Genomic DNA, 25,599 nt, shown 5'->3' on the forward strand with positions numbered 1-25,599 from the left:
CTCATGTTCTAAGGGTTGCATTAAAAAGGTTACGGGGTCAGCTAGCGGTCTTTAGGAAGCTGGCGGCAAGTTGCAGTCCTTGGGCGCTGATCGTGTGGCCAAGGCCGGGTAGCAGCGTCACCTGTGCGGCCGCGCCGGCGGCGGTCAAGCGTGCTGCGGCCTGTTCGGATTCCTGCGCGGGAATGGTGCGATCGCCCGTGCCGTGCACCAGCAGGACGCGCCCACCCTTGACGGGGGTAAGCGGGTCGTCGGTGGCAAGTCGCCCCGAAAACCCAACCACAGCGCCCGTTTGCCAGCGCCCGGTTGCAAACGCGTCGAGAGCCATGATCGTGCCTTGCGAAAAGCCCAGCAGTGCGATGCGGTGGGGTTGATCTTGCAGCCCGTGCTTTTGCGCAAGGCGCGCGATCACCCCGTCAAACGCGGGGCGCGCGGCGATGATGCGGGCAGGGCGGTTCTGCGTTGTGACCCCCGAAACCGAGAACCACTGCCGCCCCGGCCCGCCCATATCGAACGGTTGGGTGCCATCGGGGGTTTCAAAGGCGGTGCCCGGCAGATCGTGAGCCAGATGGTCGGCAATGGGGGCCAAGTCGGAACCGTTGCTGCCGACACCGTGCAGCAGAATTACCAAAGAGATCGTCATAACATATACTTTCGTGGAATGCGCCGGGCCGCTTGGCCCAGTGCCCGGTTTTCAGGCTAGAAAGGGCTGGGGAGCATTACCCATGCCCCATCGCCCAGCAGGGCGAGCGTCAGTAGCGCAACAATCCAAAACGCTGGGTATTCCCACCCGCCGTTTGGGTTGTTGAACCAGAACCCTGCAGGGCCGTGCACCTTGACGATTGTTCCTGCCAGCAGGGGGATCAGCAGGATGGCGAAAACACGTGGCCAGATACCCAGCAGCAGCGCGAATGCGCCGATGATTTCAGCTGCTATCGTGACATAAGCGAACCAGCCGGGCAGCCCGAGCGATTGGAAAAACCCGACAGTGCCCGCAGGTTTGAAGACAAAAAGCTTCAGCCCGGCATGGGCAAAGAACAGCGCCGCCAGTGCAAGCCTGAGCAGCAAAATGCCCCACGGGGCAGAGGAAAGATCAACCATTTCATAATCCCTGTTGGACCAGCGCGATCAGTCGAGAACGAAGCGACGCATTGATACAGACGCTAGATCTATTGATGGTTTCATAACGTTAGGCAGGTCGGGTCCGGCAGGTGTCGGCGCGCAAACGGATCTTTGTCTGCAGGGCAGCACCGATTGCCCGCCGCAGTATTGCAATGGTGTGGGTGGCGTCCGCCCACGCCCGTCGTTCGGCTAGCGCACGTGCGCTGGCTGTGGGGTCCGCGCCAAAGGGGCATCGCTGGGCTGGGCCGGATGTGGTGGCCTTGCTTGGGTCGGGGGCCAAATGGGTCGGGCCACCGATGCGCGCGTCTTTTGCGTTGACTAGGCAAATCCTTGCCGATGTGCCCCCACCAGTCAAGACGCTTTGGCACGCGCATATTTTGGCTGAGGCGGCCCTGCGCGGCAGCGCGCGGGTGGCGGCTTTGTGGGGTAGGAAGCTTGCAACGGTGGGCATCGGGGTTGATCTGTCCATTGACGGCGATGTGACGGACTATCTGCTTGTTCCATTGTGAATGAAATGCAACTGTTGTTGTTTCTCTTTCAACGATACGTTCTTAATACGCCATGGATGTGCTGGACTGAATTCGCGCCTTGGTGGCAACTGCCGAGACGAGGTCTTTTACTGACGCGGCCGCGCGGCATTCGATTTCGAACCGGCTAACGTCGAAATAGGTGGCCGAGTTGGAGCGTCGGTTGGGTATCCGCTTGTTGCAGCGCACCACCCGCGCGGCGGAGCTGACGGTAGCTGGCGAGGCATATCCGCAGCTCGGCCCCGATAGATTTAGGGTCTGCCTATATCGCGCAGCGGGCACGCCCCTCCGGATGGTTGATCTGAAAGAGCATGACTGCATCAGCGATACCAACTGCGGCAACGGCGTTCGGTGGAGCATGACACGCGGCGATAATACAGGTGCTGGAGCGATTTTACAAAATAGCGCTAAGGTGGCAGCAGAAATGGCCGACAAGGGCTTGGGCATCGCGCTGTGTCCGCATTTTGCGGTCGCCAAAAAGCTGCGAACCGGCGCGCTGGTGGCCTTGTTTCCAGATTTTGACGGGCGCAAGCAAGCGTTCAATATTGTTTATCTGGGGGGCGAACCGTTCCCCCGACATTGCCGCGCTGATTGAATTTGCCGTGCAAGATGCCAAACGCAGCAAAATGTTCTAGCGCCGCCCACCCGAAGGCAGGCGGCGCTAGGTGCCGTTATTGTGCGGCGGGTGCGCGGTAGTCCAGCGGGGGTAGGCGGTCGCCGATCAGGGCCTCGTAGCTGAACGCGTCGCCGCGGGCGGCGTCGAATTCGGCTTTGGCCGCTTCCAATACCTCGGGCGATTGGAACAGTTCAATCGCCGTTGCAGCCAGCGTACGTGCGGCGAGGGCGGTGCCCTTGTGACCAATCGACATGCCGCCAGCGGCGACCGCTTGCCAGCTATGCGCAGGCGTGCCCTGCACATAGGTCGCGGTGCCCAAGCCGACGGTCGGGACGATCCAGCTGACATCGCCAACGTCGGTCGAATAGAACCCGACGTCGCCGAATTCATAGGCATCCACCGTGCCGACCGATGCGAAATCGCCCGGCGCGCGCAGGGTCTCGGCCAGTTCGGTTGCGAAGGCGGTTTCGTCCTCGGTCCAGCTGATGGCGGGTTGCGCGCGCAGGTTGCTGTCCATCACCTGACCCAACACGTCGTTCGGCAGAACGGAATAGACGCCGCTCATGCGCTCGATCTCGACGCGGGTGCCGGTTCCCATCGCGCCGCCCATTGCGGCTTGCTCGACGCGGTCGAAGACCTCGCCGACGATGCGCGGGTCTTGGTGGCGCACATAGAGGTAGAGTTCGGCAAAATCGGGCACCACGTTCGGGGCCGACCCGCCGTTCGAGATGACATAGTGGATCCGCGTGTCCTGTGGCACGTGTTCGCGCAGCATGTTTACCATATGCGTCGTCGCCTCGAGGCCGTCGAGCGCCGAGCGGCCTTGTTCGGGGGCTAGCGCGGCGTGGGCCGACTGGCCGTAAAAGCGGATTTTCGCGCTGACGTTCGACAGCGACCAGCCTTGCGATGCGCTGTTGCTGGACGCAGGGTGCCAGTGCAGGGCCACGTCGACATCATCGAACACGCCTTCGCGCGCCATATAGACCTTGCCCGAGCCGCCTTCTTCGGCGGGCGTGCCGTAAAGGCGCACTTGCCCGGGAATGCCTTCGTCTTCCAGCCACTGCGCCACGGCAATGGCCGCGGCGACCGAGCCTGCGCCGAACAGGTGGTGGCCGCAGGCATGGCCCGCAGTAATCCCCTCAACCGCCTGTTGATAGGGCACCGCATCTTGCGAGAAGCCGGGGAGGGCGTCCATTTCGGCCAAAATGGCGATAACCGGGCCATCGCCCGTGCCTTTGGATGCGACAAATCCGGTGGGCAGGCCGGCGATGCCGGTTTCAACGGTAAAGCCGTTGGCTTCCAATTCGCCGCTGAGGAGCGCGACGGTGCCTGTCTCGAGGTAGCCGAGTTCGGGGTTGGCCCAAATGGTCTGGGCGACTTCGGTCATGCGCGGCTCGTAGGCGGTGATGGCGGCATCAAGCCAAGCCTGTTGTGCATCGCTAAGCGGGGCTGCGGCCAGATCTGTCGCCATCAGCAGGCAAGCGGCGGAGCCCAGCAGGGCAAGGCGGTGTGTCATCACATATCTCCATGTATTCAGGCCCTTGTTATTGGGTCGGGTGGGCCTGCGGGCAGACTGGCGAAGCCGGCGGGGTAGGACAATCCTTTCGGCTGATGTGTACGAATGATTTGGGTCGACGCCCAAGCAATCAGCACTGCGTGTGTTCGGGGTGCTGTTTAATCGTGCCCTTTGGCGAATTGAGGGGGGTTAATCAGCGTTAACCATTCGCCCGCGCACATTCATGCAGCGCGAATCGCGATGTTTTTCATTTATTGCGCATGAATGGCAAGAAACTGGAAATTATCGGGTTTCTTTTGTGTGGAACTGGCCAAGCAGCGGGCCAATTCAGGAAAAAATAAGCGAATATACGCTTATACCAAAAAGTTAACACTATATGTCTTGTCAGCTTGAAATATTGCTGCGTAGCTGGTGCCACGACCTGCCTATGACCATCCCTATCAGATTCATCGAAGGCGCCTCTCCCGCGTCTTTTGTCACCCGTATCTAGATGGAGCCTCCAGTGGCCACGCATACTCTTGGTTTTCTTGATCTTAGTGCGTACAGCGCGACAAACAATGTGCTACCCGACAAGACCGATGGTCTGTTCGTCGGCGGCGAAACATGGGGCGGGCTTCCACCGGCTGGGACCACGCTGTCGTTCGACTACACCGGGATCACCCACATCGACGTTGAAAGCGACTACGAGCATTTCACAGATGATCCGTGGGACCCCGAATGGGACCCCGAGTCAGACTGGCCGCGGCACAAGCAAGAAAACGTTGATCCGATCACGATCAATGGCACTGTGCATCCGCCGGGGACGCTTCAGCTGGAGAATGAGTACGAGGTGCAACTGATGGGTGACGACGGTGAATCCTACCGCCTCGTTGCCATCTCTGCCGTCCGCGTCAATCCCAACCACCAAGGCGACTGGGATTACCTTACCAGTGACGAATACGGCGTCATCGGGTTCACCTTTCAGGGCCCGTGGCCGCCCGAGGGCACTGTGCTGACCTTCGTCGAAAACGTCGATGGCGAGCAGATCGACTGGGACAACTTCGTCCCGCCCGAGGAAATTCCCTGCTTCACCAGCGGCACGATGATTTTGACCGACCGCGGCGAGGTGATGATTGATGATCTGCGTGTGGGCGATCTGGTGGCGACGCGTGACCACGGCCTGCAACCCATTCGCTGGATCGGGTCGCGCACGCTTGGCCTGCCCGTGCTGATCGTCAAGCCGAACCTGCGCCCAATTCGCATTGCGGCTGGTGCGCTGGGGGCAGGGCTGCCAGTGCAGGATTTGCTGGTCTCGCCGCAGCACCGGATGTTGGTGCGGTCGAAAACTACGCAGCGGATGGTGGACAACGCGGAAGCTTTGGTGCCCGCCAAGCAGCTTTTGAACGTTGAGGGTTTCGATATCGCCGATACCCTGAACACCGTCAAATACTTCCACCTGATGTTCGACGCGCACGAGATTATCACGGCCAACGGGGCCGAGACCGAGTCGCTCTACCCTGGGCCGCAAGCGCTGAAATCGCTGGGGCCTGATGCTGTGGCGGAAATCCACGCCCTGTTCCCCGAGCTGCTGGACGCCAAGGCTGAACCTGCGCCTGCGCGGCAACTGTTGTCGGGCCGCATGGCGCGCAAGCTTGCCATACGTCATGCGCAAAACAACAAGGCCTTGGTCACCGTTTGATCGCTGCCACACCACTGCGCCACCTCGCGATGTCAAATCGCGGGGTGGTTTTGTCAGCCCGCAGCTTTCAGCGCGACGGGCAGCGCGATGATCTGTTCCAACCCGTTCGGGGATAGGTTGCGGATCGCGATATTGCCCTCAAACCGCTCGACAATCTCTTTCGCGATGGCAAGGCCGAGGCCGACGCCGGGCACTGACTTTCTCCGGGCCATGTCGACGCGGAAGAAGGGTTCGAAGACACGCTCCAGCAATTCGGCAGGGATGCCGGGGCCTTGATCACGAATGATCACGCGCGCCATATCGCCCGTGGGCGTCGTGTCCAGTTGCAGCGCGACGCTGGTGCCGCCGCCGTGAATGGCCGCGTTGTGAATCAAGTTGCGCAGCGCGCGCTTCAGGCCGATCGGTTCCACGCGCACGAACACGGGCTGTTGTGGCATTTGCCCCAAAGTGACGTCATCGCCCATGTCGGCCAAAACATCGTGCAGGGCGTTGCGCAGGTCGATGGTTTCAGCGGTGTGCTGTCCCACTTCTTCGCGGACAAGGCTGATAGCGCTGTCAGCGATGGCATCCATTTCTTCCAGATCCGAGAGCCACTTGGCTTGTTCCTCGGGGTCGGCGATGAACTCGGCGCGCAGGCGCATGCGTGTCAGTGGCGTGCGCAGGTCGTGCCCGGCCGCCGCGATCAGCCGCATGCGGCTTTCCATCGACTGGCGCAGCCGTAGCGACAGCTGGTTCAGCGTGTGGGCCATCTGGCGAATTTCTGGTGGGCCTTTTTCCTGCACATGAGGGATGACCCCATCGGGTCCGATGCGTTGCATGGCTTTTTCAACCACTGTCAGCGGCCGCGAGATGCCAGACGCAAGATAAAGAGCCATGCCCGCTGTGCCCAGCGTGATCAGGCCGACCCACATCGCTAGATATGCGAAGTGATCGTCTGGCCCACTGAAGTCGGGAATATCGACCACCATCCACGTGCCTGTATCAAGCAGTAACGAGGCGGTCAGATGTGGCGCGCCCGGCCCGCGTGTCACTGTAAAGTCGTGTTGCGGGGTGGCTTTGACGAACAACCCCTCCATCTGACCCTGTACGTCGCGGTTGGTTTCCCCTGCAAACGGATGGTCCATAAACGTGGCGCCGGCCACCCGCGCGGCGCCGGGGTCGGTTTCGGCCAGCGTTGCCAGTGCTTCGAGTTGGCGGACGATGGGTGCGATGGTGCCGCCGACATAACGCGGAAACATGACATGCAGAACGGCCGCGGTCGATAAAATCACCACCGCAAGAATCGATCCGATCAGGACAAGCGAGATGCGCAGACGCAGCGAAATCATGCATCGTGCCTCAGGCCTGTGGCGTCGCCGCGTGCCAGTTCTGTGACGGGGGCGACCATTTGGTAACCCGCATTGCGAACGGTTTTAAACAGCGGCTCGGCGGTTTGTTCGGCGAGTTTTCGGCGCAGGCGGCTCATCAGCACGTCGATAGATCGGTCGAGCGTATCTTGCCCGCGACCGTGGGTCAGATCCATCAGCTGCACGCGGGAAAGAACACGTCCCGGCCGTTCCAGAAAGACGCGCAGCAGTTCGAATTCGGCACCCGTCAGCTCGACCAGCGCGGCGTTAGGGGTTGTGACGGTGTGCAAGGCTGTATCGGCGCGCAGGCCCGCAAAGGCGTAGATCGCGGTGCTGGGGGGATCGTCCGGCTGCGCGCCGACGCGCCGCAAAACCGCCTTGATCCGCGCCACCAGTTCGCGCGGGTTGAAGGGTTTACCGAGGTAGTCGTCGGCGCCGATTTCCAGCCCGATAATGCGGTCGACCTCCTCTTTCAGGGCGGTCAGCAGCACGACGGGGACATGTTGGCTGCCGGTCGTCAATTCGCGGCAGACCTCGAGGCCGGACCCGTCGGGCAGTAGCACGTCAAGCACCACCAGATCGGGCGATTCCTGTGCCAGTCGCTGCATACATTCGCGCCGGTTCGCCGCCGTCGAGACACGAAACCCTTGCCCACTGAGGTAGCGACTGAGCAGGGTTCTGATTTCCGGGTCGTCATCGACGATAAGTATGTGGTTCACGCGGCGCGGGCCTTTGTCATGCTTGCAGCAGGCTTATAGCGCGGGTTTCGTGCCATGGCTGGGATTTTTGTGTCTGAACATGTCGCTAGCATATTAGACACACTTAGACATAAAAAAGCTATCTTCAGACACATTTCTGCGCAATAAGATTAAACTACGGAAATGTAGCCGAGCTATACAAAGCCCATTCATACCGCGAGGTGTCGGTTTCGTATTGTGGTGGCGGTGGGGCAACCCCACGCTATCGCGGCGGGCGGCAGCGGCAGGTTCATGTGTCTGTCCAGCACTTGTCCTGTCATTTGGTTGGCGCATTTGCATCGCAGGTCTTGGTGCCTGCGGTGCGTTTTCTTTGCGCTACCGATGCTTTTGCGGATCACGCACGTCCATCTTATGAGGCCTACGATGAAATCAAGCTTGTCCGGCGGCACCCTCCCGGTTGTCGGCACTGCGATTTTCGCGCTTTTGGCGGCACCTGTCTTTGCCCAAAATGCTCCTCCGCCACGCCCAGTCGGGGTTGTGGAAATGCACCTGCAGACCGTGCCGCGCACGATCACGGTGCCCGGTCGCGCCGTTGCTGCCGACGAAACGCTGGTGCGCCCGCGTGTGAATGGCATGGTGACCGAGATTATTTATACCCCCGGCGCGCCGATCAAGCAGGGCGACCCGATGTTCCGCATCGAATCGGCCACCTACGAGGCTGCAATGGTTCAGGCGCGCTCGACAGTTGCGTCGGCGGATGCGGGCGTGCGTCAGGCGCAGTCTGCCTTTGACCGTGCCCAGCGTTTGCTGGGGTCGGGCGCCACGCAGGCTGATGTTGAAAACGCGCAAGCAGCGCTTGACCAAGCGCAGGCCACGCTGGCCGCCGCTGATGCATCGCTGACGCTGGCCCAGATGGAGCTGGACTGGACGACCGTCACCAGCCCGATCGACGGCATGGCAAGCTTGTCGAACGTATCCGTCGGTGATCTGGTCACGGCCAGCCAAACGACCGCGCTGGCGACTGTCACCACGCTCGACCCGATCGAGGTTGATCTTTACAGCCCCGCCGTTCGTCTGCAGCAGATCCAGAACGAGATCACGAACGCCGACACCGGCGTTTTGCGCAATTTGAACGCCACGCTGATGCTGGAAAACGGCGTCACCTATGACGCCGTTGGCCAATTCGTCGCGCCCGGTTTTGCCGTGTCGACAACGACCGGCACTGTCGAGACGCGCTTCAGCTTTGCCAACCCTAACTTCCAGTTGCTGCCCGGCATGTTTGTGCGGGGTCAGGTGGCATTTGGCGAAACCAGCGCGTTTTTGGTCACCCAAACTGCGGGCGTGCGTGACCGCATGGGCAATCTGACCGTGTGGGTCGTCGAAGACGGCAAAGCGGCGCAGCGCGTTGTGACCGATGTCGGCACGTGGCAAAACCAGTGGATCATCACCGAAGGCCTGAACGAGGGCGACCAGCTGATCGTTGACGGCACCTCGATGCTGGGCGCGGGCGCTGACGTGACGCCGGTGCCGGTTACCATTGACGACGCCGGCATCATCCATGACGCAGCGCCGGCCACGGGTGGCAACTGATGGCACATTTCTTTATCCACCACCGTGTGTTTGCATGGGTGTTGGCCATCGCCACTATGCTGTTGGGCGCCATTGGCCTGACGCGGCTGTCGATTGCCCAATATCCTGACATCGCGCCAACGACCGTGCAGGTCATGGCGACATACAACGGGGCTTCGGCCGAAATCGTTGCGGATTCGGTGACGACCGTGATCGAAGATGCCATGACCGGCATCGACGGCATGGTTTACATGACCTCGAATTCGTCGACGGGTGCGGCAACGATCACCCTGACATTCGACGAAACGATTGACCCCGATATCGCGCAGGTGCAGGTGCAAAACCGCTTGCAGCTGGCCTCGGCACAGCTGCCCGACATCGTGCAGCAAAACGGCCTATCGGTCTATCGCTCGACTTCGTCGATCCTGTTGGTTGGCGCACTGACGTCGGTTGACGGCAGTTATTCTGCCGTGGAACTGGGCGACTTGGCCAGCCAGATGCTGGAAGACCCGGTCCGCCGTACGCCGGGCGTCGGTTCGATCCAATCGTTTGCCACCAGCTATGCCATGCGCATCTGGTTGGATCCGATGAAGATGGTTCAGTATCAGGTGACAACCTCGGATATTCTGGGGGCAGTGTCTGAACAGAACACCAACGTCACAGTCGGCACACTGGGCAACCGCCCTGTGTCGCAAGGCCAACGCCTTACGATCCCGCTGTCGGCACAATCGCAGCTAAAGACTGTGACCGAATTCGAAAACATCCTGCTGCGCGTGAACGAAGACGGGGCGACCGTTTTCCTGGGCGACGTGGCGCGGATCGAGATTGGTCAGGACAGCTACGGGTTCGACTCGCTGTACAACGGTAAACCCGCCTCGGGTTTTGCCGTGAACTTGGCCACCGGCGCGAATGCCGTGGATACCGGCGAGGCCGTGCGCCACACGCTGGAGACCTTGTCCAGCGCGCTGCCCGATGGCGTCCAGATCGTTTACCCCTATGATACTTCGCCGTTTGTGGAAAAATCGATCGACCAAGTTTACCATACACTGATCGAAGCTATCGTTCTGGTGTTCCTGGTTATTTTGGTCTTCCTGCAAAGCTGGCGCGCGACGATTATTCCCGTGGTTGCCATTCCGGTCGTGCTTTTGGGCACGCTGGGGATGCTGGCCGTCATGGGCTATTCCATTAACACGCTGACGATGTTCGCGCTGGTTCTGGCCATCGGCCTGCTGGTGGACGATGCGATCGTTGTGGTGGAAAACGTCGAACGTGTGATGGAAGAAGACGGCCTTGGGCCCGTCGAAGCCACCGAAAAGAGCATGAAGGAAATCACCTCGGCTCTAGTCGGTATTGTGATGGTTCTGTCGGCCGTGTTCTTGCCGATGGCCTTTATGTCGGGTTCTACCGGTATCATCTATCGCCAGTTCTCGGTGACGATCATTACCGCGATGGTGCTGTCGCTGGGTGTTGCGATCATTTTGACACCTGCGATGTGTGCCAGCCTGCTGAAGCCGCGCAAGCATGGCGGTGGTATTGCACCGGCCCGCTGGTTCAACCGTGGTCTGGAAAACACGACCAACGGCTATGGCTGGGTTGTAAAGGCACTGGTGCGTCGTCCGTTCTTCATGATCATCGCCTTGGTCGGTATCGGCTGGGTCGCGCTTGACCGCTTTCAAGAGCTGCCGTCGTCGTTCGTGCCGCAAGAAGACCAAGGCGTGCTGATGGCGATCATCGAGACGCCTGACGGCTCGACCATGGAAACCACGCGCGAACTGCTGGACCGTGTCCAAACCTACCTGCTCGAGCAAGAGTCGCAGTCGGTTGAAGCCGTCTTCGGGATCTTGGGCTTTTCGATGTCGGGTGCCAGCCAGAATGCCGGCATGATCTTTGTCAGCCTCAAGGACTACAAAGACCGCGAAGGGATTTCGGCTGCCGATCTGGTGAACCGCGCCAACGGCCACTTCTTCATGACAAACCGCATGGGGATGGTCTACTTCCTACAGCCGCCGGCCATTCAGGGTCTGGGCGCCAGCTCGGGCTTTACGATGCAGCTGGTTGACCAGGCGCAACGTGGCCAAGAGGCACTGGCTGCTGCCGCGGCCGAATTGGTGACCAAGGCACAGGCTGATGGTCGCATCATCAATATCCGTGGGGGCGACAGCCCGTTCCAAAGCGCCATGCGTCTTGATATCGACCAGCAAAAGGCGACGGCTTTCGGTCTGAGCATCTCGGAAGTGAATGCGATGCTTTCGGTCATCTTCTCGGGCCGCGAAGTCAACGACTTTGCCATGGGCAGCGGCTTGCGACCGGTGATCGTGCAGGGCGATGCGTCTGCCCGCAGCCAACCCGAGGACATCGACCGTTGGTATGCCCGCAACAGCAGCGGCGAGATGGTTCCCTTCTCGGCGTTCACGTCGCGCAATTGGGACCAACAGGCCCAGACAGTCTCGCGTTATGGTGGCACTCTGGCGATGGAGCTGAGCGGCGAAGCTGCAGCAGGCCTGTCGTCGGGTGACGCGATGGCGGTGATGGAAGAACTGGTCGCCGAAATGGGTGGCGGTTATGGCGTCGCTTGGACCGGCTTGTCCTATCAGGAACGCCAGTCGGGCAACCAGGCACCAATGCTGTTCGCCCTGTCGGCAGCGGTCGTGTTCCTTGCGCTTGCCGCCCTATACGGCAGCTGGTCGGTTCCGTTCGCGGTGATGATGTCGGTGCCCGTCGGTATCTTGGGGGCCGTCATTGCGGCGGGTCTGTTCGACCAGTCAAACGACGTCTACTTCAAGGTGGGCTTGCTGACGACCATCGGTCTGGCCGCGCGTAACGCCATTCTGATCGTGGAATTCGCCCAACAATTGTACCATCAGGGCCATACCCTGCGCGAAGCCGCCATCATGGCTGCCAAGATGCGCTTGCGTCCGATCCTGATGACCACGTTTGCGTTTATGTTGGGGGTTCTGCCCTTGGCGATCGCGACGGGTGCCGGTGCGGGTGCGCAAAACTCGATCGGTATCGGGGTGCTGGGCGGTATGACATCGTCAGGTGCGATCGGCATCTTCTTGGTGCCGGCGTTCTATGTGGCTGTCCTGTCCGTCGTCGAACGGTTCTCGAGAAAGGAAAAACACGCATGACCGTGTTTAGCACTGGGCTGAAAACCCTTCCTATCCTGTTACTGACGGCCGCCTGTGCGGCGGTCGGGCCCAACCCCGAAGGAACAGCCCCACCGGCTGTTCCGACGGGGTTCGTCGGCGGTGATGGCACCCCCGTGGCAACAGTGGCCCAGACCAAGTTCTGGGCGGACTACCGCGACACCACGCTGAGCAACATCATCGAGCGTGGCTTGGCCCAGAACCTGAATGTGTTGGCCGCAAACCAGCGCATTCAGGTGGCGAGTGCGGCGGCGCAAGCCACCGGCGTGGCTGCCAGCCAAGTTCAAGGCAGCCTGACCGGGCAGCGCGAACGCTCGGGTGGTGACAACATCCAGGCCAGCACCTCGAATGGGGGTGCGTTGTCGGCAAGTTTCGTGTTCGACATGTTCGGGGGCCAACAACGCGCGCGGCAAGCGGCTTCGGCCAGCCTGCTGTCCGCCGAGGCGGGCGCTCAGACCACACGCCTTGCATGGATCGCCGAGGTGATCTCGGCCTACAGCGATGCGCGCTACTATCAAGAATCGATGGCCCTGACGCGCAATCTGGTGGCAACACGCCAACAGACCGTGTCGGTGACGCGCAACAAACTGGATCTGGGGTCGGCGACCGATTTCGAAGTCGCCCAAGCCGAGGCGCTGCTGGCCACCGCCCGCGCTGATCTGCCGACGCAGGAAGCGGCGTTCAACGCGCAGGTATTCCGTTTGGCAACGCTGCTGAACGAGCCCGCTGGCCCGTTGATGGCGCAATTGCAGCGCGGCGCATCGATGCTGCGCGTGCCGGCACCGCCGCGTATCGGCGTGCCCGCTGACCTGTTGCGCAATCGCCCCGATGTCCGCGCGGCCGAGCATGATCTGGTTGCGGCGATGGCGACTGTGGGTGTGGCGCAAGCAGCGCTTTACCCCTCGCTGTCTCTGACCGGTTCGGCAACCTCGACAGGCGGCAGCGATATGTGGAGCTTTGGCCCGCGTATCTCGTTGCCTCTGTTGAACCAAGGGCTGCTGCGCGCGACCCACAACCAGCGCGTGGCACAGGCCGAACTGGCCGAAACCACGTGGCGGTCCAGTATCACCACGGCTGTGGGCGATGTGCAGACCCAGAACTCGAACCTGCAGCGTTATCGGCAACAGGTTGGTGCGCTGGAGGCGGCCGTGACCTCGTACGAGCGTGCCTATGAATTGGCGCAGCGCAACTTCGAGGCAGGCTCGCTGGGCCTGTTGGATCTACTCGAAGTTGACCGCGCCTTGGCGGCGGCCCGTATTAGCTTGGCATCGGCGCGCAACACAGCTGCCAAATCCTGGGCCAGCCTGAACATCGCAGTCGGCGCTGGGGCGGCACCGCAGTAAACGCGGGCCATTCAGGCTAAAAGGCCCGCCTTACATGGCGGGTCTTTCGTTTGCCTGGCGCTGGCGCCAGGCAGCACGCCAGCGTGGCCGAAGCCAAGTCACCATCTTGCGCTGCGACATGTCAGGCCCGTAACAGTCATGTCGGGCTGCACCCCGGACTGATTTCCAACAGCCACTATTTGTCTGTTTTTACCCACCTTTTCGACCGCCCTACCATCATCCGTGATCACCAAAGTGTCGAAGATGGCAGCGCCGCGCAAGTTTTCGCCTTTCGGTGCCGCGACCATACTAAGTTGTTATTGGCAGCGGTGCAGCGCTTGGCCATATAGTAGTGACACGCTCGGCAAGATAGGGCGTGCCCAACGCAAGTGGCATCGCGCGTGGGTGACATCTGTGTCGATTTGGCGCCTTGTTTTCCCCGCTCGTTTGAAGATATGAAGCGGATCGACCCCAAGGCGAATTCTCCGCACATAGGTGTAATGGCACATATTACGAGGCCGACCCATGTCGAGCAGACCGTTATCACGCAGGCTGGCTAAGCTGGGGTTCCGGTTGCTTGGGCCAGGGCGTGCGCATTGGCAAGATCTTTGGCCAACAACGCAAATCGACCCCGCAACGGGTGATGTGACTTGGCGCGGCCAAGCGCTGGTGCGGCTGGTGCGCCCATCGCAGATTCTGCCGCGTGGGTTGCCGTTGATTACCGTTGTCGGGTCTGGCCCGTCACTGCGCGAGCAGCGCATCGAGGCGATTGCGCCGCATTCCGCGATCTTGTGCAACGGGGCCGCGCTGTTGGCCGAACGTGTGCAGCCATTGGCCGTTGTGGTCGAGGATGAGCGTTTCGTTTTCAGGCACCATGGCATGCTAAGCGTTCTGGATAAGGCGATACCGTTGTTTCTGTCGGCGGCGGCGCTGCGGGCCTTTGCCGATGCGGATGCGGGTGCTTTTGCAGGGCGCGCCGTCGCGCTGATTGATAATTTGCAAAAACCCGTCGGCGGGCTGCGTCGTGATTTGTCGGGCCCCGCGTGGCAAGACATCGCCGTGATGCGCAATGACGCCGGCTTCTCGCGCGATGTAGACAGGGGCGTTGTGATCACGGGCACGGTCGCTTTTTCTGCGTTGCAGCTGGCCATCGCTGCGCGGCCCGCGCGTATTTTGCTGGCAGGGATCGACCTTAGCAACGACGCCGCGCCGCGTTTTTATGAAGGCGCTGACAAGGCACCTTCGGGGCTGACAGCAGGCCTTACGCGCATATTGGACGGGTTCATTCTGGCTCGGGCCGAGGCCGCCCGTCAGAATATCGCGCTCGATTGCGCCTCGCCGGTATCCGCGCTGCTGCAGGTGGGGTATAGCTACAGTGATACGCTGGAATCCGTCCCGCTGCCTGTCTGAAAGCGATACATGTCTGCCGACACACCTGTGCAACTGGCCTTCATCACCGACGCGGGCGCGATCGGCCCCACCACATTCGCGATGTGGACGGCGCTATGCCGTGCCTCGGGGCCGGTCGATGTCATTTACGTCGGTATCGATCTAAGCGAGGCGCATTGGGCGGGGGTGGGCTCCGTTGTGGCGGGGTTTGCGCAGGCAAGGCTGGTCGTCGTCAAGTTTGACGATGATTTGTTGCAAGGGGTTGCAGCGCCCTCGGCCCACATCTCGCGCGCGACGTTCGTGCGGTTATTCCTGCACCGCTTCACGCGCGGGCGGGTGTTGTATCTGGATGGCGACATTATGGTCACCGGCGATGTCAGCGCGATTGCCGCTGTCGATATGGCCGATGCGCCGATTGCCGCTGTGTGCGATTTTGTCGTGCAGAAATGGGCCCATATGCTGGCGCGCAAAGAGCGATCGGCCAAGATCGCGCGTAAAATGCAGCGGATTGCGCCGCTGACAGTGCCTGCGGGACCGCAGTATTATTTCAATGCGGGCGTCGCCTTGATGGATATGGACCGCATCAACGCTGATCCGACGCTGGTGGCCGCGCTCGAGGATGTGCAAACCGCTGCGCAATACCCGCTTGCTGATCAGGATCACCTCAATCGTGTGTTTGCGGGGCAAGCGCATGTGCTCGCACCCCAATGGAACTGCTCGTGGGGCCGCTTGCGCTTGCAGCGCCGCTATCTGGCCGATTGTGTGATGATGGCCGACGGCAACCCTGCGACCGAGGGGCCCATCGTCATCCACTACCATGGCCCGAAAAAGCCGTGGCGTCGGGTGCCGCTGGTGCACAAGCTGCGGTTTGCGCGTGCAATCTGGGCTTATCGCACGGCGCAGCGCGCATTTTTGCGCGAGTTTCCAGACTTTAGCTACTAACTACCGCGCGAAAGCGCCCTGCAGGGCGTCCACCAGCGTTGCGACGTCGGCGCTGGCGTCTAACGTCAGGCCAACCTCGTCCGCGGCGAGGGGCTCCAGCGTATTGAACTGCGATGTTAGCAGGCTGGTCGGCATGTAGTGGCCGCTGCGCGCGGCCATGCGCGCCCCGATCATCGCGGGCGTTCCGGCCAAAAATGCGAAAGCCACATCGCCCGCCGAGCCCAAAATATCGCGATACGCGCGGCGCAATGCCGAACACGCGACGACCGTTTGGTGCCCTTCGGCCGCATTTGCGACCATCCAATCACGAATAGCGGCCAACCACGGCGCGCGGTCGCTATCGGTCAGGGGCGTGCCTGCCGACATTTTCGCAATATTCGCAGCGCTGTGAAAACTGTCGGCATCGGCGAACACGCGCCCTGATGCAGCCGCAAATTGCTGCGCGAGGGTGGTTTTACCCACCCCCGAAACACCAAAGACGACGATGTGCTGGGGCGCGCCCATGGCTGGCTGTCAGGCCCCGAGCCGCGATGCAGCTTGGGCAAGGCGCGTAACCTCGGCCCAGTCGCCGGTTGCCAACGCGGATTTGGGGGCCACCCAGCTGCCGCCGACGCAGGCGACGTTCGGCAGGGCCAGATAGTCGGTCGCATTCTGCGGGGTGACGCCACCCGTCGGGCAGAACGTGATTTGCGGCAGCGGAGAGGCCAGCGAGCCCAGCAGTTTCGCGCCGCCGGCAGCTTCGGCAGGGAAGAATTTTTGCATCACATAGCCTTGTTCCAACAGGAACATCGCCTCGGATGCGGTGGCCGCGCCGGGCAGCAGGGGCAGGCCGTATTCGATGCAGGCGTCGATCAGGCGCTGCGTCGCGCCGGGCGAGACACCAAAATGGGCCCCTGCGTCTTTCGCAGCCTTCACATCTGCGGGCGTCAGCAGGGTGCCTGCGCCGACCACGCCGCCATCCACTTCGGCCATCGCGCGGATCACATCCAGCGCGGCGGGGGTGCGCAGCGTTACCTCGAGTGCGGGTAGGCCGCCAGCGACCAGCGCCTGCGCCAGCGGGGCGGCTTGGGCCACGTCTTCGACGATCAGCACCGGCACAACGGGGGCGAGGCGGCAGATTTGCAGCGCGGCGGCAGATTGGACGGCAGGTGTCATCGGGCGTGTTCCCCTTGGCGTTATGATCAGACCAGCGCCGAGGCGCCGGTTTCGGCGGTGCCGACGCTATTCCGGAAGGTCGCGAACAGCTCGCGCCCCATACCGGTGGCGTTGGCGGACAGGTCGGGCTGCGCGGGGCGGCGGCCTGTCAAATCGGACAGGCAGTCGATCGTGCCGCTGACGGCGTCTAGGCGGATCATATCACCATCTTCGATCAATGCTAGAGGGCCGCCCGCCGCAGCTTCGGGTGCGACGTGGATGGCGGCGGGCACTTTGCCCGATGCGCCCGACATGCGGCCATCGGTGACCAGCGCAACCTTTAGCCCGCGGTCTTGCAGAACCGACAGCACGGGCGTCAGCGTGTGCAGTTCGGGCATGCCATTGGCGCTGGGGCCCTGGAAGCGCAGCACGACTACGGTGTCGCTGGTGAATTCGCCGCGTTGGAAGGCGGCCTTCACATCGTGCTGGTCAATAAAAACGCGGGCAGGGGCCTGAATAATATGCCGTTCGGGCGCGACGGCCGAGACTTTGATCACCCCGCGCCCGAGGTTGCCGTGCAATTGGCGCAGCCCGCCGGTGGCGGCGAATGGCTCGGCGACGGGGCGCAGGATTTTATCGTTCAGCGTGGTGGTCGGGCCTTCTTGCCACGTGACCGCACCGTCGTGCAGCTTGGGCTCGGTGCGGTAGGCCGCTAGTCCCGTCCCCATAATCGTCTGGGCGTCGGCATGCAGCAGGCCCGCGTCCAGCAATTCGCCAATCAGGAATTGCAACCCGCCTGCGGCGTGGAAGTGGTTCACATCGGCCAGTCCGTTGGGGTAGACGCGCGCCATAAGCGGCACCACGCTGGCCAAATCATCAAAGTCCTGCAAATCCAGCAGGATACCCGAAGCGCGCGCCATGGCCGGCAAGTGCAGGACAAGATTGGTCGAGCCGCCAGTCGCCATCAACCCGACGATGCCGTTCACATAGGCCCGCTCGTCCAGAATCTCGCCTGCGGGGCAGAAATCATTGCCAAGGGCGGTGATTGCAGCGGCGCGGCGGACGGCGGCGTCTGTCAGGGCCTCGCGCAGGGGGCTGCCGGGGTGGATGAAGGTGGCGCCGGGCAGGTGCAGGCCCATCACCTCCATCAGCATTTGGTTACTGTTGGCGGTGCCGTAGAAGGTGCAGGTGCCCGGGCCGTGGTAGCTGGCCATTTCGGCGGCCATCAGTTCCTCGCGTGTGGCCTTGCCCTCGGCATAGGCGTTGCGGACGGCGGCCTTTTCGCTGTTGGTGATCCCCGACGCCATCGGGCCTGCTGGCACGAAAACCGCCGGAATATGGCCAAAGCTGGCGGCGGCCATAATTAGGCCGGGAACGATCTTGTCGCAAACCCCCAAGTAAATCGAGGCGTCAAAGCAGTTATGGCTCAGGCCAACCGCCGCCGCCATGGCAATCACATCGCGCGAGAAAAGCGACAGTTCCATCCCCGCTTGGCCCTGCGTGATGCCGTCGCACATGGCGGGCACGCCGCCTGCGACTTGGGCGGTCGCCCCGACGCTGCGGGCTACATCGCGGATGCGTTGGGGGTAGGTTTCGAACGGCTGATGCGCCGACAGCATGTCGTTATAGGCGGTGATAATGCCAATATTCGGCGCACGCCCCGCGACCAGCGAGGCCTTATCCTGCCCCATCGCCGCATAGGCGTGGGCCTGATTGCCGCAGCCCAAATGGCTGCGCGAGGGCCCTGCTGCGACAGCGGCACGGATGCGATCCAGATAGGCCCCACGCGTCTGTTCCGAACGGCGCCGGATGCGTTCGGTGACCTCGGCGACGACCGCGTTGATCGGGGAATGGGGCATTTTAACCTCGCGGATGCTGGATTCGTGATAACGCTAACAGTGTGTGATAGCGCTAACAACACAAATCTGCATGACGCGAGGGATTGCCGCCGATCGGGCCCGATCAGGCGGGGGCGTGCAGCATCGCGACGGCGGTGGCCAGCATCGCGGCGGGCTTCAACACATCCTCGACCATGGGGGCAATTTCGGCGGGATAGCTGCCTTTGGCGTCCAGAATGTTCACCGTCGCGACGACTTTGCCGCCCAAGGCGACCGGCAGGTTGATGATCGCCTGACACCCGAGGCTGAGGATCAGGTCGTAGTCGGCGAAATCGTCTTTCTCATTGGCGATGTCGTTCGAAATATGAGTCTGGCGCAGGGTGTCGATGCTGCGGAACCAGTCGTCCTCGATGATGGGTTTCGTGCCGGTGGTAGGGTAGGCGACGGCGTCCGACGTATAAACGCGGCGCGCCAGCATGTTTTGGCGATCCAGCATCGTCACCGTGACAAGGCGGGCGGGCAGCAGCGCGCTGGCCAGCGCGTGCAGTGCGCCATAGGCGGCGGCGGGGGATGTGGCATCGGCGATGGCGGCGGCAAACGCGGCGCGGGGCATTTCGGGGGTCATTTTGCGTCCATTTAGTAACTGCCGCTATCGTCTACAAAATGGTTTTCTTGTCGATAAAAATTTTTAGATGCCCTTTGACAGTTTTTTGAATTTGGTATCTGTTTGATGACAACGCAGCGTCGCACCCCACCTCGCCGTGTGTGAACCAACCTTTCGGGCAGGCCTGTTTTTCGTGATTATTCGATGTTTTGCGCCGTGGGCGCAGTCTTGCATGGTGGGCCGCTGCAATGGCCGGTAGTGCGCTGACGCGGTTGCCGCTGGGCTACATGGCACAACGCGTGGCGCTGATGGCGGTGACGCTATGGGCGATTGTGACGCTGACATTTTTTCTGATGCATGCCGTGCCCGGCGGGCCGTTCGTGTCGGAAAAGCAGGTCGCCCCCGAAATCGAGGCGGCGCTGCAGGCGAAATTCGGGCTGGATCAGCCGGTGTGGCAGCAATACCTGACTTATCTGGGTAACGTCGCGCGTGGCGATTTGGGGCCATCGTTCAAATACCCCGGTGTGACGGTGAACAGCATGATCGCGCAGGGGCTGCCGGTCACGCTGAAAACGGGTCTGCTGGCGGTCATTTGCGTTCTGGCGTTGGGGGTGCCGCTGGGGGTGGTAGCCGCGTTAAACCGCAATCGCTGGCCCGATACGACGGTGATGCTGATTGCCACGCTGGGTGCGGCCATTCCGTCTTATGTCATCGCGACGGTTGCCCTCTATTTCTTTGCACTGAAACTGGGCTGGGTGCCGACATTCGGGCTGGACGACTGGCGGGGGTATTTCCTGCCCGTGTTTGCCCTGTCAGGTTTCTGGCTGTCGTTTATCGCCCGCCTGACCCGATCCAGCCTGCTGGAGACGCTGGATCAGGATTATATGACGACCGCGCGGGCCAAGGGGTTGCGGCGTGGGCAGATTTTGATCCGTCACGGTTTGCGCAATTCACTGATTCCTGTGGTGACGGTGATGGGGCCGGTGATTGCGAACCTGATGACGGGGTCTTTCGTGATCGAGCAGATTTTCGCGCTGCCTGGTATCGGGCGGCATTTCGTGCTGTCGATCACCAACCGTGATTATACCGCCATTATGGGCATCACCATTTTTTACGCCACGATTTTGATGGTGATGATTTTCATCGTCGACATGCTTTACGTCTGGCTGGACCCCCGCATTGATTATCGGAGGCGCGCATGACCCAGTTGCCGCAAATGGACGATCCTTGGGGGATGCTGGGCGATGCGCGCGGGGATGCCAACGCGATTGCGGCCCCAGTACGCACCTTTTGGCAGGATGTGCGGGCGCGCCTGTGGGCGAATAAGGTGGCGATGGCCAGTCTGGCCTTTGTTATCGTGCTGGTGCTGGCGGCGATTTTCGGGCCGATGATTTCACCCCACAGCTATCGTGCGCAAAAGCTGGAACTGGCGAACCTGCCCCCGCTGATGCAGGTTTACGATTTGGGCGAGGGGCAGTTTGCCTATGTGAATACCGGCAATCTGAACGTCTATAGCGTCGACGCAGGCGGCCATGTGGCGGGTGTGCTGCAAGGCGGGCGGCGCGACATGGTCAACCGGCGCACCAACTGGCAGTTGGGGGATCGCGTGGTGACGCTGGACTACAAGACACCCTCGGCCGGGCCGAAATTGTTGGTGGACGATCAGCCAGCGGCGCGCGCCGGCTATAAGTGGAACGCGACCTATTGGTTTGGCACCGATCAGCTGGGCCGCGACGTGCTGGTGCGCCAGCTGATGGGGGCGCGGATCTCGCTGATGGTCGCCTTTGTCGCGACGATTGTGAATTTTGTCATCGGCATCACCTATGGCGGCTTGGCGGGTTATATCGGCGGGCGAACCGATCTGGTGATGATGCGGATTGTCGAGGTGATTTCGACCATTCCGCTGACGCTGTATGTCATTTTGATCATGGTTGTCCTTAGTTCTGGGTTGGTTTCGGTGGTGCTGGCGATTGGCACCGTGTTCTGGGTCGATATGGCCCGTGTGGTGCGCGGGCAAATATTAACCCTGAAATCGCAAGACTATGTCGCCGCTGCGCGAACCATGGGCGCCAGCACGCGCTGGATCATGCTGCGCCACCTGCTGCCCAACACCACTGGCCCCATTTTGGTAACCGCGACGATGCTGGTGCCCTCTGCTATTTTTATCGAAAGCTTCATGTCGTTCATCGGCCTTGGCGTCACCGCGCCCGAGGCCTCGTGGGGGACGCTGACGTCGGATGCGGTCGAGACGCTGCGGACCTATCCCCACCAGCTTTTCTTTCCCGCCGCTGCGATCAGCCTGACCATGGTGGCTTTCAACTTTTTGGGGGACGGGCTGCGCGATGCGCTGGACCCGAGGATGCGCCAATGACCGCGCTGCTTGATGTGCGCGGCTTGCGCACCGCGTTTATGACCAGTCGCGGGCGCGTGCAGGCCGTGCGTGGCGTGGATTTCACCGTCAACCGCGGCGAAGTGCTGGGAATTGTGGGCGAAAGCGGGTCGGGCAAGTCCGTCACCTGCATGTCGGTGCTGCGCCTCTTGAAGCGGCAGGGCCGGATCGAGTGTGGCGAGACGCTGTTCGATGGCAAAGACCTGATGCAACTGAGCGAGGCCGAAATGTCGGACATTCGCGGCAACCGCATTTCGGTGATTTTCCAAGACCCGATGTCGTCGTTGAACCCGACGATGACGGTAGGCCAGCAGGTGATGGAATCCGTCATCCGCCACCGTAATTGTACGCGTGCCGAAGCGCGCGCCCGCGCGCTAGAACTATTTGAACTGGTGCGGATTCCGTCGCCCGAAACGCGGCTGGATGCCTATCCGCACGAGTTTTCGGGCGGTATGCGCCAGCGCGCCATGATTGCCATTGCGCTGGCGTGCGAGCCGCAGTTGTTGATTGCGGACGAGCCGACCACCGCGCTGGATGTGACAATTCAGCGGCAGATCCTGTCGCTGATCAAAGAGTTGCAGCAGCGGTTGGACATGGCGGTCATTTTGATTACCCACGATCTGGGTGTGATTGCCGAAACCGCTGACCGCGTGATGGTCATGTACGGCGGCATGGTGATGGAAGAAGCGCCCGTCGCCGACATTTTCGCCCGCCCGCGCCACCCCTATACCCGCGGGCTGATGGATTCGATCCCCGATCCGCACGCATTGGGCCATGGGCGGCTGAAGCCGATTGCGGGCGCGCCCCCCGACATGCTGGCCCCGCCGCCCGGCTGCCCCTTTGCCCCGCGCTGCCCTGTCGCGCGCAAGGTCTGCGCCGCCGCGATGCCGCCGATGTTTGACGGCGCGCCGCTGCCTGGCGCAGGGCGGCGGTCGCGCTGCTGGCTGATGGCCGCCGAGGCGCCGTTCGTTGCGCCCTACAATCAGGATGCTGTGCTATGACCGCGCCGCTGGTGAATGTTCGCGACCTGAAAATTCACTTCCAGATCGGCGGGGGGCTTTTCCGCCGCCCCGATACCTTGCGGGCGGTAGATGGCGTCAGCTTTACCATCAACCGTGGCGAGACGCTGGGTCTGGTGGGCGAGTCTGGCTGCGGCAAGTCGACGTTGGCGCGCACGTTGATCCGCCTCTATCAGCCGACCGCTGGCGCGATCGACTTTGACGGCACCGATATTGCCGCGCTGCCCGAGGCGGATTTGCGCCCGCTGCGCAAACGCATCCAGATGATTTTTCAGGACCCGCTGGCCTCGCTGGATGGGCGTATGTCGGTGCGACAGCTGATTTCCGAACCGCTCGATATTCTGAACATCGGCACCCCGGCCGAGCGGCGCGCGACGGTGGCGGCCCTACTGACGCGGGTGGGCCTGTCGCCCGCCCACGCCGACCGCTATCCGCACGAATTCTCGGGTGGGCAGCGCCAACGCATTGGGATCGCCCGCGTCATTGCGCTGAACCCCGATCTGGTGATCTGCGACGAGCCGATCTCGGCGCTGGATGTGTCGATTCAGGCGCAGGTGGTGAACATGCTGCAGGATCTGCAGCGCGATCTGGGGCTGACATACCTGTTCATTACGCATGACCTGTCGATGGTGCGTCACATCGCCGACCGGATCGGCGTCATGTATCTGGGCAAGATCGTAGAACTCGCGCCTGCGGGTGCCCTTTATGCGCGCCCCCGCCACCCCTATACGCGGCTGCTGCTGTCGGCGGTGCCCGTGGCCGACCCCGCCGCGCGGCGCGATGTGACGCTGGTCACGGACGAGGTGCCCAGCCCGATCAACCTGCCCACCGGCTGCCGTTTCCGCACGCGCTGCCCGCTGGCCAGCAGTATTTGCGCGCAGGTCGAACCCGCCTTGCAGGATTTTGGTGACGGCCACTTGGTCGCCTGCCATCATGGCGACGCCGCGCCCGACAATAACGATAATACCAACACGGAGATTTTGAATGCGTAGCTTTATTCCTTCGGTGGTTTTGGCCAGCTGTCTGGCTACCACCGCACTGGCGCAGGGCAGCCTGACCTATGTGGTGAACAACGAATCCGCCACCTACGACCCCGGCCTGACGTCCGAAACCTTCGCTGCGCCGATCATCGGCAACACGTTCGAGGGCCTTGTGCGCTTTGACGAAGCGGGCGAAGTCGAAGGGGCTATGGCCGACAGTTGGGAGGTCAGCGAAGATGGCCGCACCTATACCTTCCACCTGCGCGATGCGAAGTGGTCGGACGGCAAGCCGGTAACGGCGCAGGATTTCGTCTATGCTTGGACGCGCGCGATCAACCCGGCCTCGGGCGCGAAGAACCCTGCCATGTTCTTCCTGATCGACGGGGCCGAGGCCTATTACAACGCGGGCGGCACCGGCGAGGTCGCGATTTCGGCCCCCGATGACAAGACCTTCACCTTCACGCTGACGAACCGCGTGCCCTATATGCTGCAAATGCTGACCTACACCAACTTCTTCCCCGTCCGCCAAGACGTGGTCGAGGCTGACCCCGAGGGTTGGACACGCAACGCCGCAACCTTCATCGGCAACGGCCCGTTCCGCGTCACCGCGTTCAACTTCGGCGAGTCGGTGGTGTTCGAAAAGAACCCCGAGTATTTCGAAGCCGATCAAGTCTCGCTCGACACACTGACCTTCCGCCTGATCCCCGAGCCGACCACCGCGCTGGCGGCATTCGAGGCGGGCCAAGTCGACGGGATCGAAGCCGTGCCCGCGCCCGAAATTCCGCGCCTGATGGCGTCGTCGGATGCGTTCTTGGTCGTGCCATCGCTGGGGACGACTTACGCCTTCTTTAACCCCGGCCAGTTGCCGGTCGATGATGTGCGCGTGCGCCAAGCGCTGTCGATGGCCGTAGACCGTCAGTCGATCATCGACTTTGTTATGCAGTCGGCTGATGTGCCCGCAACCGGCCTTGTGCCTTACGGTATGATGGTCGACGGGCAAGATTTCCGCGATGGGGTTGAGACTTATGGTCTAGACATCACCGCCCAGCCCGAGGCCGCGCAGGCCCTGTTGGCCGAGGCCGGTTACCCCGATGGTGCGGGCTTCCCCAGCACGATCTTCGTGACCTATACCTCGCCCCCGATCGAGCGGATCTTGGAAGCGATCCAGCAACAGTGGAAAGAAAACCTGAACATCGACGTGCAGTTGCAGGCCACCGAATGGCAGGTCTTCTACCCCGAGGTGCAAAAGGCGGAATTCCAGATTGCCCAAATGGGCTGGGGCGCGGACTATCCGCACCCGATGACATTCCTTGACGTGTTCCTGTCGGACAGCCCGAACAACTTGGCCCGCTGGCAGAACCCCGATTATGACGCCGAAATCGCCGCCGCGAAAGCCACGGGTGACGAGGCCGAGTCGCTGGCCCACATGCGCGCGGCCGAAGGCATCTTGATGAACGACCACGTCATTTTGCCGATGTACCACCGCTATGCCTACATGATGATGTCGCCGAAGGTGGAAGGGTTCTGGCGCTCGCCGCTGAACGTGCCCTACTTCCGCAACGCCAGCATCGCACAATAAACGCAAATCCATCGGGATGTTGCAGCAAGGGGGCAGGTAACTGCCCCCTTTTCGTTTTGCGCGACGCACCGTGGTCTGTGATCGCGTTTTGGCATCGCTAGGGTCAAATTTTTCACTCGTCCCGATCGGGGGGCTATGTTTGTCTAGCCCAGCGGGCACGACGCGGCGGGGAGGCCGCGTCTGCGCAG

The 25,599-nt window shown here is 61.8% G+C and carries 21 protein-coding genes and 1 pseudogene; 13 read left to right on the plus strand and 9 right to left on the minus strand.

The window, feature by feature from the left end; translation table 11 throughout:
* Positions 1-37: 37 nt before the first annotated feature.
* Both BVG79_RS12470 and BVG79_RS12475 read right to left on the minus strand, forming a co-directional pair.
* Complete coding sequence (locus tag BVG79_RS12470) at positions 38-640, minus strand: alpha/beta hydrolase (RefSeq protein ID WP_085787446.1); 603 nt, start codon at positions 638-640, stop codon at positions 38-40.
* 56 nt (positions 641-696) lie between these two features.
* Positions 697-1,098 (minus strand): DoxX family protein, encoded by a 402-nt coding sequence (locus tag BVG79_RS12475; protein WP_085787447.1) that lies wholly within the window; start codon positions 1,096-1,098, stop codon positions 697-699.
* 600 nt (positions 1,099-1,698) lie between these two features.
* Here BVG79_RS12475 and BVG79_RS13915 point away from each other — a divergent pair.
* Together BVG79_RS13915 and BVG79_RS12485 are read left to right on the plus strand one after the other, a co-directional pair.
* Positions 1,699-1,869: pseudogene (locus BVG79_RS13915) on the plus strand (helix-turn-helix domain-containing protein); the annotation flags it as partial.
* A gap of 69 nt (positions 1,870-1,938) precedes the next feature.
* Positions 1,939-2,241 carry a LysR substrate-binding domain-containing protein gene (locus tag BVG79_RS12485; protein WP_418268955.1) on the plus strand — a complete coding sequence of 101 codons (303 nt, stop codon included), beginning with the start codon at positions 1,939-1,941 and terminating at the stop codon, positions 2,239-2,241.
* Between the two features lie 76 nt (positions 2,242-2,317).
* Here the strand turns inward: BVG79_RS12485 and BVG79_RS12490 are convergent, their stop codons facing one another.
* A complete protein-coding gene (locus BVG79_RS12490) occupies positions 2,318-3,778 on the minus strand; it encodes an amidohydrolase (RefSeq protein WP_085787449.1) in 1,461 nt (486 codons plus the stop codon).
* Between the two features lie 559 nt (positions 3,779-4,337).
* On the opposite strand from BVG79_RS12490, the gene BVG79_RS12495 reads away from it, so the two are divergent.
* The gene (locus BVG79_RS12495; protein ID WP_236951481.1) at positions 4,338-5,456 is read left to right on the plus strand and encodes a Hint domain-containing protein; all 1,119 of its coding nucleotides are present in this window, start codon (positions 4,338-4,340) and stop codon (positions 5,454-5,456) included.
* A gap of 53 nt (positions 5,457-5,509) precedes the next feature.
* Here BVG79_RS12495 and BVG79_RS12500 read toward each other — a convergent pair whose 3' ends face one another.
* On the minus strand, positions 5,510-6,784 hold the full coding sequence (locus tag BVG79_RS12500; RefSeq protein ID WP_085787450.1) for an ATP-binding protein: 1,275 nt from the start codon (positions 6,782-6,784) through the stop codon (positions 5,510-5,512).
* Positions 6,781-7,521, minus strand: a complete 741-nt coding sequence (locus tag BVG79_RS12505) for a response regulator (protein WP_085787451.1) — start codon at positions 7,519-7,521, stop codon at positions 6,781-6,783. Before BVG79_RS12505 ends, BVG79_RS12500 begins: the two co-directional genes overlap by 4 nt.
* 402 nt (positions 7,522-7,923) lie before the next feature.
* On the opposite strand from BVG79_RS12505, the gene BVG79_RS12510 reads away from it, so the two are divergent.
* From BVG79_RS12510 to BVG79_RS12530, 5 genes are all read left to right on the plus strand, one after another.
* Positions 7,924-9,090 (plus strand): efflux RND transporter periplasmic adaptor subunit, encoded by a 1,167-nt coding sequence (locus BVG79_RS12510; RefSeq protein ID WP_085787452.1) that lies wholly within the window; start codon positions 7,924-7,926, stop codon positions 9,088-9,090.
* Entirely contained in the window at positions 9,090-12,197 is a 3,108-nt protein-coding gene (locus tag BVG79_RS12515) for a multidrug efflux RND transporter permease subunit (RefSeq protein WP_085787453.1), read from the plus strand. The genes BVG79_RS12510 and BVG79_RS12515 overlap by 1 nt, the downstream gene beginning before the upstream one ends.
* Positions 12,194-13,558 (plus strand): efflux transporter outer membrane subunit, encoded by a 1,365-nt coding sequence (locus BVG79_RS12520; protein ID WP_085787454.1) that lies wholly within the window; start codon positions 12,194-12,196, stop codon positions 13,556-13,558. Before BVG79_RS12515 ends, BVG79_RS12520 begins: the two co-directional genes overlap by 4 nt.
* A 504-nt stretch (positions 13,559-14,062) precedes the next feature.
* The gene (locus BVG79_RS12525; RefSeq protein ID WP_085787455.1) at positions 14,063-14,947 is read left to right on the plus strand and encodes a hypothetical protein; all 885 of its coding nucleotides are present in this window, start codon (positions 14,063-14,065) and stop codon (positions 14,945-14,947) included.
* A 9-nt stretch (positions 14,948-14,956) separates the two neighbouring features.
* Entirely contained in the window at positions 14,957-15,868 is a 912-nt protein-coding gene (locus BVG79_RS12530; RefSeq protein ID WP_085787456.1) for a glycosyltransferase family 8 protein, read from the plus strand.
* Here the strand turns inward: BVG79_RS12530 and BVG79_RS12535 are convergent, their stop codons facing one another.
* From BVG79_RS12535 to BVG79_RS12550, 4 genes are all read right to left on the minus strand, one after another.
* A complete protein-coding gene (locus tag BVG79_RS12535) occupies positions 15,869-16,372 on the minus strand; it encodes a gluconokinase (RefSeq protein ID WP_085787457.1) in 504 nt (167 codons plus the stop codon).
* Between the two features lie 9 nt (positions 16,373-16,381).
* On the minus strand, positions 16,382-17,023 hold the full coding sequence (gene eda, locus BVG79_RS12540) for a bifunctional 4-hydroxy-2-oxoglutarate aldolase/2-dehydro-3-deoxy-phosphogluconate aldolase (RefSeq protein ID WP_085787458.1): 642 nt from the start codon (positions 17,021-17,023) through the stop codon (positions 16,382-16,384).
* Positions 17,024-17,049: 26 nt separating this feature from the next.
* Entirely contained in the window at positions 17,050-18,861 is a 1,812-nt protein-coding gene (edd, locus tag BVG79_RS12545; RefSeq protein WP_085787459.1) for a phosphogluconate dehydratase, read from the minus strand.
* Between the two features lie 103 nt (positions 18,862-18,964).
* Positions 18,965-19,465 carry a hypothetical protein gene (locus BVG79_RS12550; protein WP_085787460.1) on the minus strand — a complete coding sequence of 167 codons (501 nt, stop codon included), beginning with the start codon at positions 19,463-19,465 and terminating at the stop codon, positions 18,965-18,967.
* A gap of 227 nt (positions 19,466-19,692) precedes the next feature.
* Between BVG79_RS12550 and BVG79_RS12555 the strand changes: the two genes are divergently transcribed.
* The 5 genes from BVG79_RS12555 to BVG79_RS12575 are packed head-to-tail and all read left to right on the plus strand — an operon-like array spanning position 19,693 to position 25,411.
* A complete protein-coding gene (locus tag BVG79_RS12555; protein ID WP_085787461.1) occupies positions 19,693-20,646 on the plus strand; it encodes an ABC transporter permease in 954 nt (317 codons plus the stop codon).
* Complete coding sequence (locus tag BVG79_RS12560; protein WP_085787462.1) at positions 20,643-21,815, plus strand: ABC transporter permease; 1,173 nt, start codon at positions 20,643-20,645, stop codon at positions 21,813-21,815. The genes BVG79_RS12555 and BVG79_RS12560 overlap by 4 nt, the downstream gene beginning before the upstream one ends.
* On the plus strand, positions 21,812-22,834 hold the full coding sequence (locus tag BVG79_RS12565; protein ID WP_085787463.1) for an ABC transporter ATP-binding protein: 1,023 nt from the start codon (positions 21,812-21,814) through the stop codon (positions 22,832-22,834). Before BVG79_RS12560 ends, BVG79_RS12565 begins: the two co-directional genes overlap by 4 nt.
* Positions 22,831-23,844: an ABC transporter ATP-binding protein gene (locus tag BVG79_RS12570; protein ID WP_085787464.1), complete on the plus strand. Its 1,014-nt coding sequence runs from the start codon at positions 22,831-22,833 to the stop codon at positions 23,842-23,844. The genes BVG79_RS12565 and BVG79_RS12570 overlap by 4 nt, the downstream gene beginning before the upstream one ends.
* Entirely contained in the window at positions 23,837-25,411 is a 1,575-nt protein-coding gene (locus BVG79_RS12575; protein ID WP_085787465.1) for a peptide ABC transporter substrate-binding protein, read from the plus strand. The genes BVG79_RS12570 and BVG79_RS12575 overlap by 8 nt, the downstream gene beginning before the upstream one ends.
* The last annotated feature ends 188 nt before the right edge of the window (positions 25,412-25,599 follow it).

It is taken from the genome of Ketogulonicigenium robustum, assembly GCF_002117445.1.
Taxonomy (GTDB): Bacteria; Pseudomonadota; Alphaproteobacteria; order Rhodobacterales; family Rhodobacteraceae; genus Ketogulonicigenium; species Ketogulonicigenium robustum.